Source organism: uncultured Nostoc sp., from assembly GCF_937863485.1.
GTDB lineage: Bacteria > Cyanobacteriota > Cyanobacteriia > Cyanobacteriales > Nostocaceae > Nostoc.
This window is the reverse complement of the sequence record NZ_CALMFY010000050.1, coordinates 1-14,255: the sequence shown is the minus strand read 5'-3', so window position 1 is coordinate 14,255 and position 14,255 is coordinate 1. Positions and strand designations below refer to the sequence as shown.

Sequence of the window (14,255 nt, the reverse complement as noted above, 5' to 3'; positions counted from 1 at the left end):
CCCCAGTTCCCTAGCGGGGATAGGTAATAATAACCCGCGATCGCCCACTGCTAAATGGTGTACGACGCCATGAATTATTTGTAATCACCGGATTAACTACAGTTGAGTCTCGAATTGTCGGATTAATCAAAGTTGGATTAATCAGGGTGCAATTATCTCACGGGCTGCCTTACCTGGGGATAATAAGAATCGGGCTGCCTTACCTGGGGATAATAAGAATCGGGGTAATTATTGCGTTGTGGCATTAGTCCCGTTGCTGGGTCTACAGGCATAGGTGTGGGAATCGGACTACCATAAATAAAGGAACCGACAGCAGGCGATCGCCTGACTCCATAACCACCATCAATCACTCTCACACGCTGGGCAGAAGCTGGAGCAATGCTTGCACCCATAACTGCTAAAGTCATGCCTGCTAAGAGCCAATTCAGTTGCGAATGCTTGATTTTCAACATATTTTGCTCACTTGTATTTGATACCGGAATTTTTAATCAGAAAATAGTCACAGCTACTTAGTTAAAATTTTAGAAGTTTATCCACTTTCAGATTGCCAGCTTTTGAAAAGATTCCAAAAAGATTGCTGGCATTGGCAAAATTAAAACAGTGCTGATTTTTTATAGAAGACGTGAGTGCAGAAAGTTTAGAAATTGCTAAAACCCGCTACCAGACTGGGAAAGTTGCCTTTGAAAATGGGCAATACCGCGAAGCCGTAGAAAATTTAGAAAAGGCTAGCGCCCTGTTAGCTGGTAATTCTCGCCTTGGGGGCGAAGTAGAAATTCATCTAGTGACAGCTTATGAAGCGGCTGGACGCACGGATGATGCGATCGCTCTTTGCGAAAGACTCAAACGCCATCCCTTTTTTGAAATCAGCAAACAAGCGCGACAGATGCTTTACATCTTGAAAGCACCAAAGCTGAAAAGACCGAGCGAATGGATGACCCAAATCCCCGATTTGGGCACATTACCCGATAATGAACTCAAAATTTCTATTGCTGCTAAACCTACTAAATCTTCTGTGCAGCAGAAGCCTAAACCTACGGAGCCAGAATTTGTTGACCTCAGTCAGGTCAATACCAGAGATAATCGCTTTATCTGGGTGGCGCTAATTGCCATTGGTTTAACCATCTCGTACTTGGTTTGGTTGAGTTTTTCAGGAACCCCTGGCTGATACCAATTTTGGATTTTAGATTTTGGATTTTGGATTTTGGATTAAAATTCTTTACCAAAATGGTGTTCCACGAATCTCAAACAATACGAAGAAGTCAAGATTGGTTAAAAACTTTGACTTTTGGGGAGATTTATAGTTATGAATTCTTCAATTTTCGGAACGATTTTCTTGTGGTTAATCAGACCATTTAGTTTTGTGTTGGCAAAGATGAAATTTCTCTCACCACTGAATGGTCGAAATCGAATCAAGCGCGTTTTTCCCATCCGAAATCCTATTCTGTGGTTAGTGCTGTTAACATCCCTGCTATTGTCTGGCTGTGTGAAGTACGATGTGGGGCTTAACTTTGACAACTCAAATAGTGGTGAACTAGTACAGCATATTAAGTTGGGAGAACGGCTAACCAGTTTTAGTGGCGATTATGTATATGAATGGTTAAATACCATAGAGCGCCGCGCCCGTAAACTTGAGGGTAAAGCACAGCGAATTTCCACTGAAGAAATCATCGTCACAATTCCTTTTAGCAGTGGTAGGGAATTGCAAGAGAAATTCAACGAATTTTTTAACTCCCGTGTTAATCAATCATCTGAGTCTGTGCAGAGCAAATCTGACTCAGAACTGCCGAAAATTGAATCAAACGTCCTCTTGGAGGAGAACAATTTTTTACTTTTAGTCCGAAATCGGTTGATTTATGATTTGGATTTGCGATCGCTTTCTCTAATTGCCAGCAAAGGTAACGTCCTGGCTAATGCTGGTTCAATTCTCGACCTGGAATTTAGTTTGAAGACTCCTTGGGGAGCCAAAAATATTCAACTAACTGAAACTGCGATCGCGCCTGAAAAGAATGGCAATCAACTAGTGTGGAAACTCCAGCCTGGTGAGCTAAATCACATAGAAGCTGTTTTCTGGCTTCCTAGCCCCCTTGGTATTGGGGCGTTGTTAATTACCCTGTTTGTCTGGGGAGGATTCTACTTAAGATACAATTTCATGCCAGATCCCAGAATTCAGTTTCCTGCTAAAGCAGCAGCTATCCAGGAACAGTAGACTATTCATCTGTTCAATATTGTCAGTTAAGCCGATGGAGAATGCATCGGCTTTTTTATACTTTCCCCAGCTTTTTCTAAAAATGAGCCATAGCGAATTAGCCAAAGAAATTGTTCGTGTTTCTTACTTGAATGGAGAGTTTCGGTTACGTTCAGGTCAGATATCTTCCCATTACTTTGATAAATACCAGTTTGAATCTAATCCTTTGTTACTGAAGCAGTTAGCAAAAGAAATGGTAAAAAAGATTTCACCAGGTACGGAAATTTTGGCAGGGCTGGAATTAGGGGGAGTTCCTTTGGCAACAGCAATTTCATTAGAAGTTGAATTGCCAGTTGTCTTTGTTCGGAAGACAAAAAAAGAATATGGGACTGAGAAGATAGCAGAAGGGATTAATATCCAAGGAAAAAAGTTGTGTATCATTGAAGACGTTATTACAACAGGTGGTCAGGTTATAAAAAGTACAGAAGCGCTGCGTAATGCGGGAGCGATCGTGGACTTCGTAATTTGCGTAATCTGGCGCGGAAGTACACAAGACAACAGCCTTGAAAAAGCTAGTATTCAAAAACTTTCTCTGTTTGACATGGAAGAACTTTCGGTGTGGATGAAACATTCCCTTTGAATATTGCTATGTTCTCGTTGTTCGCTGCCATACCAGCGTTCAGCTAGTGTATTGAGTTGATGAAGCACATCAATTAATTCTTGACCATGTTCTGTCAGACCGTAAGTTACTTGAGGTGGCACAGTTGGTTCATAGTGGCGATAAATAATTTCTGCTGCCTCAAGCATTCTCAGTCTTTCAGTCAGAACTTTGGTGGAGATGCCCTCGACTAGATGCTTCAATGCACCAAAGCGAGTAGGCCCACGATTACACAACACCCACAGTATATACATTGTCCAGGTTCCTGATAGTAAGGACATCAGAATACTGACTGGGCAAGCATCAGGATTTTTAGAGACAGACATCGATAAGTTAGCCAAAATTGTCCAACAGTTACTTTATAGTAACTACTTTACTTTAGTAACTAGTTACTTATAGTATCTGATGTAATGCTTTGAAATAAAAACTCAAAAAAGTAAAAGCAGAAATCCTAGCTAATCAGGAGATATTTCGTGGTAAACATTCTACATATTGATTCCAGCCCACGTGCTGAACGATCGCACTCAAGAGAACTATCTAAGGAATTCGTCAGTCGTTGGAGGGCGGCGCATCCTGAAGATGCGATCGCTTATCGAGATTTAGGACATTACCCAGTTCCTCACGTTGATGAACCTTGGATTGCAGCTGCATTTTCACCACCAGAAACCCATACCCCAGAGTTAACTGAGGCAATTAGGATTTCTGACGAGTTAGTAGATGAATTTTTCGCTGCCGATCGCTATGTCTTTGGAGTGCCTATGTATAACTTTAATATACCTTCCACTTTCAAGGCTTACATTGACCAAATCGTTCGGATTAACCGGACTGTTGCTTTAAATGATCAAGGTTTTAGAGGATTAGTCGAGGGTAAAAAGGCAGTTATCATTACAGCTAGCGGCGCTGACTATAGTGCAACATCCCCTGCTGCTGCCTATAACTTCCAAGAACCATACCTGCGGGCGATTTTTGGGTTTATTGGGCTTACAGACATTCAATTTATTAACGCTCATAGCATGAACAATAGTGATGATGCCCGTACCCAATCTCTATCAGAAGCACGGGCAGCAATTCAAGATGCGATCGCCCAGTGGTAAGCAGGATAACTGGGAAAGGGAGCAGGGGAAGCAGGGGAAGTATAATTTTCCATTGTCTCCCTCATCCCCCTCATCCCCTCAAGGTGACAACCGCTTAATATTCCAAGTGCCATTATCTAAACGGCTATAGAGTAAGCGATCGTGCAGACGGCTGGAGCGGCCTTGCCAAAACTCAATTTCTGTGGGGATCACTCGTAAGCCTCCCCAATGAGGCGGTCGGGGAATCTCCTGATTTTCATATTTGCTCTTAAACTCCTGCAAGCGTCGCTCCAGAACTTCTCGGCTTTCTATCGCCTCGCTTTGATTAGATACCCACGCACCCAGGCGACTGTTGGCAGGGCGACTGTCAAAATACTGGTCAGACTCAGTTTCGGAAACTTTCTCTACATACCCCGAAATTCGGATTTGACGTTCCAGTTCTGCCCACCAAAAGACTAAAGCCGCCTGGGGATTTTCTGCCAGTTCTAGTCCTTTGTGACTGTTGTAGTTGGTGAATAAGACAAAACCTCGTTCATCAAAATCCTTGAGCAGCACCATTCTAGCCGAGGGCTTCCCGTCTGGGGTGGCGGTAGCAATGGTCATCGCATTGGGTTCAGGAAGTTGTCCTGCTAGAGCCTGATCGAACCATTTTTTAAATTGGATAAAAGGATTGAGGTCTACTTCGAGTTCGCTTAAACCTTCCAAGGTGTAATCCTTGCGAAGGTCGGCTACGGTTTTGTCCATTGTGATTTGTTTCCTTGTGATCAGTCTTTGTTAAAAATATCTATGATGATGATCAGTGCCATCAAGAATTTTATAAATTCTCTCAAAAAATATATAAAATAGGTTGCATAAGATGCGCCGTTCGGCCTCCCTTCAACGCTTGTTAATTTATGGTCTAAGCGGTCCAATTATCGCTCTCAATGTCTGGCTACTGTCGGTGCTTTTTCGCTATTTCCAGCATCCGATTACCGTCTTGAGCATTGCGGCGATTCTGGCTTTTCTACTAAATTACCCAGTTAAGTTCTTTGAACGGGCTCAGATCACGCGCACTCAGGCGGTGATCATAGTTTTACTTGCGACGTTAACCCTGTTTGGGATTCTGGGTGTCACCCTAGTGCCGTTGGTGATTAACCAAACAATCCAGCTATTAAATAACATCCCTGATTGGTTAGGTGCCAGTCAAGCAAACTTGGAGCAGTTTGAGATGCTGGCAAAACAACGACGTTTGCCAATTGATCTGAGGGTTGTGACCAGTCAAATTAATGCCAACATTCAGAATCTGGTGCAACAGCTAGCTTCTGGGGCAGTGGGATTTGCTGGAACACTACTCTCAGGATTGCTTGACTTAGTGTTAGTCATTGTGCTTGCATTTTATATGCTTTTATATGGCGATCGCGTCTGGTATGGTCTGATCAATCTTTTGCCCTCTAATATTGGAGATCCTCTTACCACATCCTTGCGCCTAAATTTCCAGAACTTCTTCCTCAGCCAGTTGTTGCTAGGACTGTTCATGGTGCTAACCCTAACGCCAATTTTCTTAGTGATAAAGGTGCCCTTTGCCCTGTTGTTTGCCATATTAATTGGTATCTCAGAACTCATTCCCTTTATCGGGGCGTCTCTAGGCATTGGTCTGGTAACAATTTTAGTACTGCTGCAAAATTGGTGGTTGGCAGTTCAAGTTGCCATAGCGGCAATTATCATGCAGCAGCTTAAAGATAACTTGTTAGCTCCCAGGTTACTCGGCAATTTTATCGGACTGAATCCGATCTGGATTTTTGTGGCTATTTTGATGGGATTTGAGATTGCTGGGTTGTTGGGGACGCTTGTTGCTGTTCCCATTGCTGGTACTATTAAAGGCACTTTCGATGCGATTAAGAGCGGCAAGTCAGGTGACTTTCTCTCAAGTGTGATCATTGCTCGTGACTCGCCCCACGATTAAGATGGCAGGGGGGCAGGGAGCAGGGGGGAAAGATTCTTGAAATTCCCCAGCAATCACTGTCTTTTCAAGCCCACTTCGGCTTTGCTCAGTGCATCGCCTAAATTTATTTATGCTCAAAAGAAAAACATTTATTTCGAGATGTAACGCACTCCTAAATAATACGTCCAAGTTTTCAGAGCAACTAAATTTATTTATGGGGTTCTCCCCCAGCAAGAACTGCCCCTCTGCCTCTTTGGTCACCCACAAGGGATAAAAGCGCATAGCGGGACGTTACTCCAGTATGAACCAAAAGATTTTTTAATCTAAAATCTAAAATGTAAAATCTAAAATTGGTATGGTCAAAAGTTGCACATTCTAATCTCACAATTCACAATGGTGATTGATTGCAAATTTCAGCGGATACTGCCAGCAGGCAATTCCTGAATAAAAGAAACGCAAGGGAATTCATAAAGTACACGCTTTGCCAATAGTCAATGAGTTTACTGTTGAATTTACGGTCTTTTGATTTTTATTAATTAACTTAGAACCTGTTGATGGAAGCTTCTGAGCTATTAGAAACAATCACACTCCTGATTTACCAAGCTGAACAGGGAGAAATTGACCCTTGGGATGTCCAAGTGATTGAGGTGATTGACCGTTACTTAGAACTGATGGCACCGGAGGCAATAGGAAGAGGTTATGAAGCGGACTTGTCTCAATCTGGACAGGCCTTTTTGTCAGCATCAATGTTGGTATTATTCAAAGCTAATACATTGATGCAATTGTCAACAGTAGGAGATGTCCAAGATGGTGTAGTAGATGATGCCCTACTGGAAGATGAAGACGGAATATCACATCCAGGTCATCGTCTACCATTAGAACGGCAATTGCGTCGTCGTCCAGCAGCAATGCCGCCACCAAAACGTCGAGTGACTCTGCAAGAGTTAATCGAGCAATTGCAGATTATGGCGAACCAGCTAAAACTAGTAGAAAAAGTCAGCAAACCTATCCGTCTGAGACGTCAGCCTAGCGTCCAAAGTATGCGGGAGGCGCTGGAGTTAGCTCACCAGGAAAATCTGACGGAAGTAGCTAGAGAACTGGAGCAGGTATTGAATTTATCGGCAAGGGAGCTAAATTTAGAACAAAATTGGTTGAATCTAGAACAACTTGTAGAGTTGTGGACTCACACAAAGCTTCTCAACCAAAATGGGTCTGGACATGAGTCTAAACACAGTCATTTAGTTAGCGTTTTCTGGGCGCTACTACTACTCTCGGCTCAATCGAAAGTAGAGCTATTTCAAGAGGAGTTTTACCATGAGATTAAAATTCGCTTACTAGCAGATTCAGCTAACTCCTGCAAACCTTTTGAGCACCCGATGAATTAAGAAAGCCAAAAGTAGACCTAGAGATAATTTACAGATTTTTGATTCAGCCCCAAAATCCGAGTAAATTGAAAAGATAAGCGATCGCTTGTCATCTAAGTATACCTATGGTTGCAATAACCACTAATTCCTGTTATCCCTGTTTTGAGGGATGACTTAGAGCATAAATAAAAACTGATGATTAAGTATCACTCGATAAAAGTAAACTGGCTTGTGGTTGAGGAATAAATTTTTATGAAAGCGATGATTCTCGCAGCTGGCAAGGGGACTCGCGTGCGTCCGATTACCTATACAATTCCCAAACCGATGATTCCCATCCTGCAAAAGCCAGTGATGGAGTTCTTGCTGGAACTGTTACGCCGACATGGATTTGACCAGATTATGGTCAATGTTAGTCATTTGGCTGAGGAAATAGAAAACTATTTTCGTGATGGTCAACGGTTTGGAGTGCAGATTGCCTATTCCTTTGAAGGGAAAATTGATGACGAGGGGAAACTGGAGGGAGAAGCAATTGGTTCAGCTGGAGGGATGCGCCGCATCCAAGACTTCTCACCTTTTTTTGATGATACCTTTGTGGTTTTGTGCGGTGATGCTTTGATTGACTTGGATTTAACTGCGGCGGTTAAATGGCATAAAGCTAGAGGGGCGATCGCTACTATTATTACGAAATCTGTCCCCAAGGAAGAAGTTTCTAGCTACGGTGTGGTTGTGACTGACGAAGAGGGTCGTGTCAAAGCTTTCCAAGAAAAACCTTCAACTGAAGAAGCCCTCAGCACCAACATCAACACTGGTATTTACATCTTTGAGCCAGAGGTTTTTAACTATATCCCCTCTGGTGTCGAATATGACATTGGTAGTCAATTGTTTCCCAAATTGGTAGAAATCAAAGCTCCCTTCTATGCCATTCCTATGGACTTTGAATGGGTAGATATTGGTAAAGTACCAGACTATTGGCGGGCGATTCGCGGTGTACTGCTGGGTGAAATCAAAAATGTGCAAATCCCTGGTCATGAAGTCGCCCCTGGCATCTATACTGGCTTAAATGTTGCTGTAAATTGGGACAAAGTGGATATCACAGGCCCAGTTTACATTGGCGGGATGACCAGAATAGAAGATGGAGCTAAAATTGTCGGCCCAGCGATGATTGGCCCCAATTGTTGGATATGTAGTGGTGCAACAGTGGAAAACAGCGTGATTTTTGAATGGTCGCGCCTGGGCCCAGGAGTCCGGTTAGTCGATAAGCTGGTGTTTGGACGTTATTGCGTGGATAAAACTGGCGCTGCGATCGATGTTCAAGCAGCTGCTTTAGACTGGCTGATTACCGATGCCCGTCAGACGGTGCCATCACATACCCCTGTTGAACGACAAGCGATAGAGGAATTGTTGGGGACAAACGCAAATTAAAGTTAGGAGTTAGGAGTTAAGAGTTATAACCTTTATTCCTAACTCTAGCCCGCGTTTTGGTGGTCGCAAGTATGCTGAAACCTTTGTTATGAAGTTCAATTTGGTTTTGCAAGTCCCATATGTATTTTTTTTGACCGCCCAAAAACTATTAACCTCTCGTTCCTATTGCTCTGCATAGGAATGAATTTGGGGAGGCTCTGCCTCCTTGGACTATAGGCAGAGCCTCTAGATGAGCATTCCCATGCAGAGCATGGGAACGAGATCATGTCATTTTGACAGAGCTACTCTTAATTCCTCACTCCTGTACAGACAAAGATTTTTCGCGTCTCTCCTCACTCCTCACTCCTGTACAAACAAAGATTTTTCGCGTCTCTCCTCACTCCTCACTCCTAACTATTTAAGTACGTATATCTTCTGAGACTCTGCTCGTAGGTTTGCAGCAGTCGCTGAGATTCTGCTAGGGTAATGCGCTTTTCTTCTAATGCTTGCTCGCAACGCTGGCGAATGTTTTCCACCATATCTTCGGAGTCATACTGGACGTAGCTCACCACTTCGCTCATGGTGTCACCTTTGACAACGTGTTCAATCTGGTAGCCTTTGGGCGTCAATTGAATGTGAACGGCGTTAGTATCGCCAAATAAGTTGTGCAAATTGCCCATGATTTCTTGGTAAGCTCCATTCAAGAACATCCCCAAATAATAGGGTTCTCCGGGCTTGTAGGTGTGCAACTCTAAAACCGACTTGACATCGCGCAGGTCAATAAAACGGTCGATTTTACCATCACTGTCGCAGGTGAGGTCTGCTAAAATTCCTCGCCGCGTTGGTTCTTCATCTAAGCGGTGGATTGGCATGATCGGGAATAGCTGATCGATCGCCCAGCAATCTGGTGCCGATTGAAACACCGACATATTGACATAGTATATGGAAGCCATAATTTTCTCTAAGTCTTCCAGTTCATCGGGTACGTATTCTTGCTGTCTAGTAATGTTGAGAATTTTTTGACAACAAGCCCAGTAGAGGCGTTCGGCCTTGGCTCGTTCTCTGAGGCGTAAAATTCCTAAGTTGAAGCGGCTGATGGCTTCTTCTTTGAATTGTGCAGCGTCGTGGTACAACTCTTGGTAATTCTCTTGGTTGATGGATTGGAAGCTTTCCCAAAGATAATTAATAATTGGGGATTCTCCCTCTTGTGGAGGTTCTGGGGCGTCAAGGGGGACATCGCTAGTACTGAGAACATCAAAAATCAGCAGCGACTGATGGGAAGCGAGCGCTCGTCCACTTTCGCTAATCAGTGTTGGTACGGGAATCTGCCGTTCTGCACAGGTATCTTTTAACTCTGCCACGATGTCGTTGGCATAGTTCTGCATGTTGTAATTTTTCGATGCATAGAAGTTGGTTTGGGAGCCATCATAATCTACACCCAAGCCGCCACCTACATCAAGGTATTTCATATCTGCCCCCAGCATCGCCAATTCCACATAAATGCGGCTGGCTTCTTGGATGGCATCTTTAATCACATTAATGGCAGAGATTTGTGAGCCAATGTGGAAGTGCATCAACTGCAAAGAATCGAGCAGGTTAGCTTCCCGTAACTTGTCAACAGCCTCGATTACCTCAGGCATAGTCAAACCAAATTTAGCGCGATCGCCACTAGAGGCTCCCCAACGTCCCATGCCTTGGGTACTGAGTTTAGCACGAACCCCCAAAATCGGCTTAATACCTAATTGGCGATTGGCATTAATCACCAAATCAACCTCTTCAATCTGTTCTAAGACAATGATTGGTGTTTGCCCTAGTCTTTGGGCTAACATTGCCGTTTCAATGTATTCTCGGTCTTTGTAGCCGTTGCAAACTAACAATGCTCCTGGTGTATCCAAGACAGCCAGAGCAATCATTAATTCTGGCTTGGAACCGGCTTCTAAACCAAATTGATGAGGCTTGCCAAATTTCACTAAATCCTCAATCAAATGCCGCTCTTGGTTGCATTTGACGGGAAACACGCCCCGGTAGACGCCAGGGTAATTGTAGCGGGCGATCGCTTTGGCAAAACAAGCGTTCAACCGCTCAATCCGGTCTTCCAAAATATCGGAAAAGCGAATCAACATCGGAAGTCCCAAGTTGCGCTGCTTCAAGGCGTTGACCAATTCAAACAAGTCAAGAGATCCGCCGCGATCGCCCTTGGGTGCAACAGTAACGTGTCCAGCAGCGTTAATCGAAAAATAAGGTTGTCCCCAACCTTCAATCCGGTATAAGGCTTCGCTATCCTCAATTTTCCAGGAGTGAGGTAAATCTCCTGTGGTAGTACTAGGTGGTAACAACTTTTTCTGTTTATGATTTTTCACTTCAGATTTATGTCCATTGGCCGGTACTTGTACCACCTCGTCAGATGTAGCAGTTGGCTCAACACCCATTTCTTCCTAACCTCAGTTTTTCTACCCACGAGTTAACAATTTAGCGCATTCATCTGAGAACGGATATGCACCCAAAGATAAATTCTGAGATAAACTCTGATTGGTCAGCCCCTTTGGGGAAGTCAAAAGTCACTCATTCAAAAGTCAAAAATCAAGAGTCATTGGTCATTAGTGCAAAACCGAATGTCTCAAGACACAAGACGAAGAACAAATGACAAATAATAAAGGACAATTGACCAGATAAAAAATTCATTAAGTTTTTGGAGATAGCAATGGAGCGTACATTCTTAGCAATTAAGCCTGATGGAGTACAGCGGGGATTAGTGGGGGAAATTATCCGTCGCTTTGAAACTAAAGGTTTTACCCTAGTTGGTTTAAAATTCCTGAAAGTCAGTCGGGATTTGGCGGAACAACACTATGACGTTCACCGAGAACGTCCCTTTTTTAGTGGTTTAGTCGAATTTATCACTTCTAGCCCAGTAGTGGCGATGGTATGGGAAGGTGATGGCGTCGTTGGATCTGCCAGAAAAATTATTGGTGCAACGAACCCTTTAACAGCAGAGCCAGGAACGATTCGCGGTGATTTTGGTTTGAATATTGGTCGCAACTTGATCCACGGTTCTGATGCTCAAGAAACCGCGCAACGGGAAATTGCTTTATGGTTTAAGGATGAAGAATTAGTCAATTGGCAACCACACTTAACGCCTTGGTTGCAGGAGTAAGATAGTAGGGACTGGGGACTAGGAATCCCTGCCCCCTGCTCTTTTTACTTCGACACTTCGCTCTTTTCCGGTTCTACTTGGGGTAATTCAGTGTTAATACGCTTGGAAAATCCCCAGCCTAAAATCAGGAAGATGGCAGGAATCATTATCCATTCTGGTGGAACTAAACTATCGTTCACCACTTTCAACAACAAGCGCAAGCCTACCAACGCTACCGTTACATAGCCTGCATCTTCTAGGTTTTCATATTCGTCTAGCCAACGGATAAACAATCCCGCCATGAATCGCAGCGTAATAATACCAATTGTTGCACCCGTCAGCACCAGCCATTTTTCTTGAGAAACTGCGATCGCAGTTGTCACGCTATCCAAAGAAAATGCCAAATCTGTAAATGCAATCACGGGTATTGCTTGCAACAACGAACTAAAACGCGGTTCGTGATGCTGCTCGTCTTCATCTTGTTGAGAGGTAAAGTGTTGGAATACCAACCACAGCAGGTAAGCAGCACCCAATAATTCAAATTGCCAGAATTGTTGTACCCAAGTAGCCGTGAGAATCAGGGTAATTCGCAGCACATAGGCAACGACTAAACCAAAGTTGAGGGCCTTACGCTCAAGTTCTTTGTCTTCTAGCCCTTGAGCGATCGCAGCCAGAGCGATCGCATTGTCGGCAGATAACACCGCCTCTAAAAATATCAGGATCAGCAGAACTATTGGGGCTTCAACGCTAAAATGAAAGTTGAGGTAATCAAAAATTTGGTCTAGCATTCCGGGTTTCTCAAGCAGAAAAAATTAAAATTTGACAAAAACAGAGATTTGCATATTAAAAAGCGCAATAAATTGCCACTCTAATTCAGCTTAACGTGGTTGAGGTGCATTTTGATGGGGGTTGAATGGATGCGATCGCCGTCCCATTAGGGTGTTTTGGGTGTTATTCAATACATCAAAAGTTTTAACATCTTGCTCAATGCGATCGCAATGGACTGCTGTCAGTTTGCATCTAGAATTAGAATATGAGAACAAAAATATGGTAATAGTTTATGAATATTTCCTTAACAACCGAGCTTGAGCAGTTCATTCAAAGTCAGGTTACAAGCGGGAAGTACACCTCATCAGAAGAAGTGATCCTTGCAGGTATTAGGCTGTTGGAGGAACGGGAACGTATTTACAAGGGTCGGTTTGAGGAACTGCAAAGAGAAATTGAGATCGGGGTTAAGCAACTTGATAGCGGAGAACGACTCGACGGTAGAGAAATAATCGAGCAACTGCGTCAAAAGAACCAAGCCATGAAAAAGGCTCAAGCGCAATAATGAGTTGATATTTTCTATCGCCCCAAGCTGTAAAAGACTTACAAGAAATTAACGATTACTTATTTGCTGGAAATCCAGATATTGCAGATAGATTTCTCACAATCATCACTCAAAAGCTTGATACTTTAGCACAGTTTCCCAGTATGGGACGCTGACGGGATGAACTTTCACCTGCGTTGCGTAGCTTTCCAGTTGATGATTATTTGATATTTTATCGCCCAATTGTAGAGGGGATTGAAGTTGTGCGGATAGTGAGTGGCTATCGTGATTTAGAGGCGCTATTTTCTGATTAAAATCACTGCTTTTTGGGTTTAGCAATATGCTAAACCCCTACAAAAGATGAAGTTTAAGTAGGGTGCGTTGTCGCAAGGGCGCAACGCCCCATCTTGATATGTCCTATTGCATTAAAATCTGACGGATTAAAATACTCATTACCTCGCCTGGGTTAGCGGTTGGTAATAGTGGACTCCAGTCTCCAATGTTGGCGTAGCCAATCGCTTGCAAACGGTAGATTGTATTGGTAACGGCTTTTGGAGAACCAATAAGTAAATGTTTAATCGGTTCTCTTTTGGGTAATAGATTTTCAGAAGGTTGATTAAGGATGGGTGTGTTTAAATTTTCGCTACCCAAGTATTGTTGTAATTCTAATTGGGCGAACTTCTGATTTTTTACAAACTTTTGTACTTGTGCCATGATTGTAATTGTCTCCCAGAATGGGGGTTTACAGAAAGGCGATCGCAGCTTCTTGGCAGAGGGCGATCGCCTTTCTTCTTTATAGAATATAGTATAATTTTATACTTGTAAAGCCTTAAATCAAAAATAAATTAACATTCAAAAGTATTTATTTGTAGCTACAATTATTTTTTTGCTGTCGTTATTTGGCATCTAGAATTAGCTTATGAGAACAAAAATATCGTCATAATTTATGAATATTTCTTGATGAATGACACACTTCTACAACGCATTATTCATAATCCAGATATCTGCCACGGTAAACCTTGTATTTGAGGACTTCGTTATCCAGTTGAGTTTATTTTGGAACTGCTCAGTTCTGGTATGAGTAATGAAGAAATATTGGCAGATTATGACGATTTAGAATCTGAAGATATTTTGGCTGTCTTGTTATTTGCTGCTCGACTCAGCCAAGTCAAAAGCATTCATTGAATTGCCTCATGAATCCTCTTGCACCCCAC

At 43.0% G+C, this 14,255-nt stretch carries 16 protein-coding genes and 2 pseudogenes; 11 read left to right on the top strand and 7 right to left on the bottom strand.

All coding sequences use genetic code 11. The features are described 5' to 3' along the window. Positions 1–152 precede the first annotated feature (152 nt). Positions 153–452, bottom strand: coding sequence for a hypothetical protein (locus Q0541_RS07525; RefSeq protein WP_298907727.1), 300 nt, complete (start codon positions 450–452; stop codon positions 153–155). A 170-nt stretch (positions 453–622) separates the two neighbouring features. Here Q0541_RS07525 and Q0541_RS07520 point away from each other — a divergent pair, with 170 nt between their 5' ends. From Q0541_RS07520 to pyrE, 3 genes are all read left to right on the top strand, one after another. Then, positions 623–1,165: a tetratricopeptide repeat protein gene (locus Q0541_RS07520; protein WP_298907724.1), complete on the top strand. Its 543-nt coding sequence runs from the start codon at positions 623–625 to the stop codon at positions 1,163–1,165. A gap of 138 nt (positions 1,166–1,303) precedes the next feature. Beyond that, positions 1,304–2,206 (top strand): DUF3153 domain-containing protein, encoded by a 903-nt coding sequence (locus Q0541_RS07515; protein WP_298907717.1) that lies wholly within the window; start codon positions 1,304–1,306, stop codon positions 2,204–2,206. A gap of 82 nt (positions 2,207–2,288) precedes the next feature. Next, positions 2,289–2,825 carry an orotate phosphoribosyltransferase gene (gene pyrE / locus Q0541_RS07510; protein ID WP_298907714.1) on the top strand — a complete coding sequence of 179 codons (537 nt, stop codon included), beginning with the start codon at positions 2,289–2,291 and terminating at the stop codon, positions 2,823–2,825. Here the strand turns inward: pyrE and Q0541_RS07505 are convergent. After that, a complete protein-coding gene (locus Q0541_RS07505; RefSeq protein WP_298907711.1) occupies positions 2,765–3,169 on the bottom strand; it encodes a helix-turn-helix domain-containing protein in 405 nt (134 codons plus the stop codon). The two genes, pyrE and Q0541_RS07505, sit on opposite strands and share 61 nt — an antisense overlap. Positions 3,170–3,316: 147 nt before the next feature. Here Q0541_RS07505 and Q0541_RS07500 point away from each other — a divergent pair, with 147 nt between their 5' ends. Further along, a complete protein-coding gene (locus Q0541_RS07500; protein WP_298907708.1) occupies positions 3,317–3,937 on the top strand; it encodes an FMN-dependent NADH-azoreductase in 621 nt (206 codons plus the stop codon). A 78-nt stretch (positions 3,938–4,015) separates the two neighbouring features. Here Q0541_RS07500 and pdxH read toward each other — a convergent pair whose 3' ends face one another. Then, on the bottom strand, positions 4,016–4,660 hold the full coding sequence (gene pdxH / locus Q0541_RS07495) for a pyridoxamine 5'-phosphate oxidase (RefSeq protein WP_298907705.1): 645 nt from the start codon (positions 4,658–4,660) through the stop codon (positions 4,016–4,018). Positions 4,661–4,772: 112 nt separating this feature from the next. On the opposite strand from pdxH, the gene Q0541_RS07490 reads away from it, so the two are divergent. The 3 genes from Q0541_RS07490 (at position 4,773) to Q0541_RS07480 (ending at position 8,623) form a co-directional block, all read left to right on the top strand. Then, on the top strand, positions 4,773–5,858 hold the full coding sequence (locus Q0541_RS07490; RefSeq protein ID WP_298907702.1) for an AI-2E family transporter: 1,086 nt from the start codon (positions 4,773–4,775) through the stop codon (positions 5,856–5,858). A 533-nt stretch (positions 5,859–6,391) separates the two neighbouring features. Beyond that, positions 6,392–7,222, top strand: a complete 831-nt coding sequence (locus tag Q0541_RS07485) for a ScpA family protein (protein ID WP_298907700.1) — start codon at positions 6,392–6,394, stop codon at positions 7,220–7,222. 231 nt (positions 7,223–7,453) lie between these two features. Next, positions 7,454–8,623: an NDP-sugar synthase gene (locus tag Q0541_RS07480; RefSeq protein WP_298907697.1), complete on the top strand. Its 1,170-nt coding sequence runs from the start codon at positions 7,454–7,456 to the stop codon at positions 8,621–8,623. A gap of 389 nt (positions 8,624–9,012) precedes the next feature. Here Q0541_RS07480 and speA read toward each other — a convergent pair whose 3' ends face one another. Beyond that, on the bottom strand, positions 9,013–11,031 hold the full coding sequence (speA, locus tag Q0541_RS07475; protein WP_298907696.1) for a biosynthetic arginine decarboxylase: 2,019 nt from the start codon (positions 11,029–11,031) through the stop codon (positions 9,013–9,015). A gap of 272 nt (positions 11,032–11,303) precedes the next feature. Between speA and ndk the strand changes: the two genes are divergently transcribed. After that, positions 11,304–11,753, top strand: coding sequence for a nucleoside-diphosphate kinase (gene ndk, locus Q0541_RS07470; protein ID WP_298907693.1), 450 nt, complete (start codon positions 11,304–11,306; stop codon positions 11,751–11,753). Between the two features lie 44 nt (positions 11,754–11,797). Here ndk and Q0541_RS07465 read toward each other — a convergent pair whose 3' ends face one another. Beyond that, a complete protein-coding gene (locus tag Q0541_RS07465) occupies positions 11,798–12,520 on the bottom strand; it encodes a DUF475 domain-containing protein (RefSeq protein ID WP_298907691.1) in 723 nt (240 codons plus the stop codon). Positions 12,521–12,610: 90 nt separating this feature from the next. Next, the gene (locus Q0541_RS07460) at positions 12,611–12,775 is read right to left on the bottom strand and encodes a hypothetical protein (protein WP_298907689.1); all 165 of its coding nucleotides are present in this window, start codon (positions 12,773–12,775) and stop codon (positions 12,611–12,613) included. A gap of 17 nt (positions 12,776–12,792) precedes the next feature. On the opposite strand from Q0541_RS07460, the gene Q0541_RS07455 reads away from it, so the two are divergent. Together Q0541_RS07455 and Q0541_RS07450 are read left to right on the top strand one after the other, a co-directional pair. Further along, positions 12,793–13,062 carry a type II toxin-antitoxin system ParD family antitoxin gene (locus tag Q0541_RS07455; protein ID WP_298907686.1) on the top strand — a complete coding sequence of 90 codons (270 nt, stop codon included), beginning with the start codon at positions 12,793–12,795 and terminating at the stop codon, positions 13,060–13,062. Positions 13,063–13,082: 20 nt separating this feature from the next. After that, positions 13,083–13,217 (top strand): annotated as a pseudogene (locus Q0541_RS07450) (type II toxin-antitoxin system RelE/ParE family toxin); the annotation flags it as partial. 241 nt (positions 13,218–13,458) lie between these two features. On the opposite strand, the gene Q0541_RS07445 reads toward Q0541_RS07450, so the two are convergent. Beyond that, positions 13,459–13,755, bottom strand: a complete 297-nt coding sequence (locus Q0541_RS07445) for a hypothetical protein (protein ID WP_298907684.1) — start codon at positions 13,753–13,755, stop codon at positions 13,459–13,461. Positions 13,756–14,001: 246 nt separating this feature from the next. Here Q0541_RS07445 and Q0541_RS07440 point away from each other — a divergent pair. Continuing rightward, positions 14,002–14,226, top strand: a pseudogene (locus Q0541_RS07440) (DUF433 domain-containing protein). Positions 14,227–14,255 lie beyond the last annotated feature (29 nt).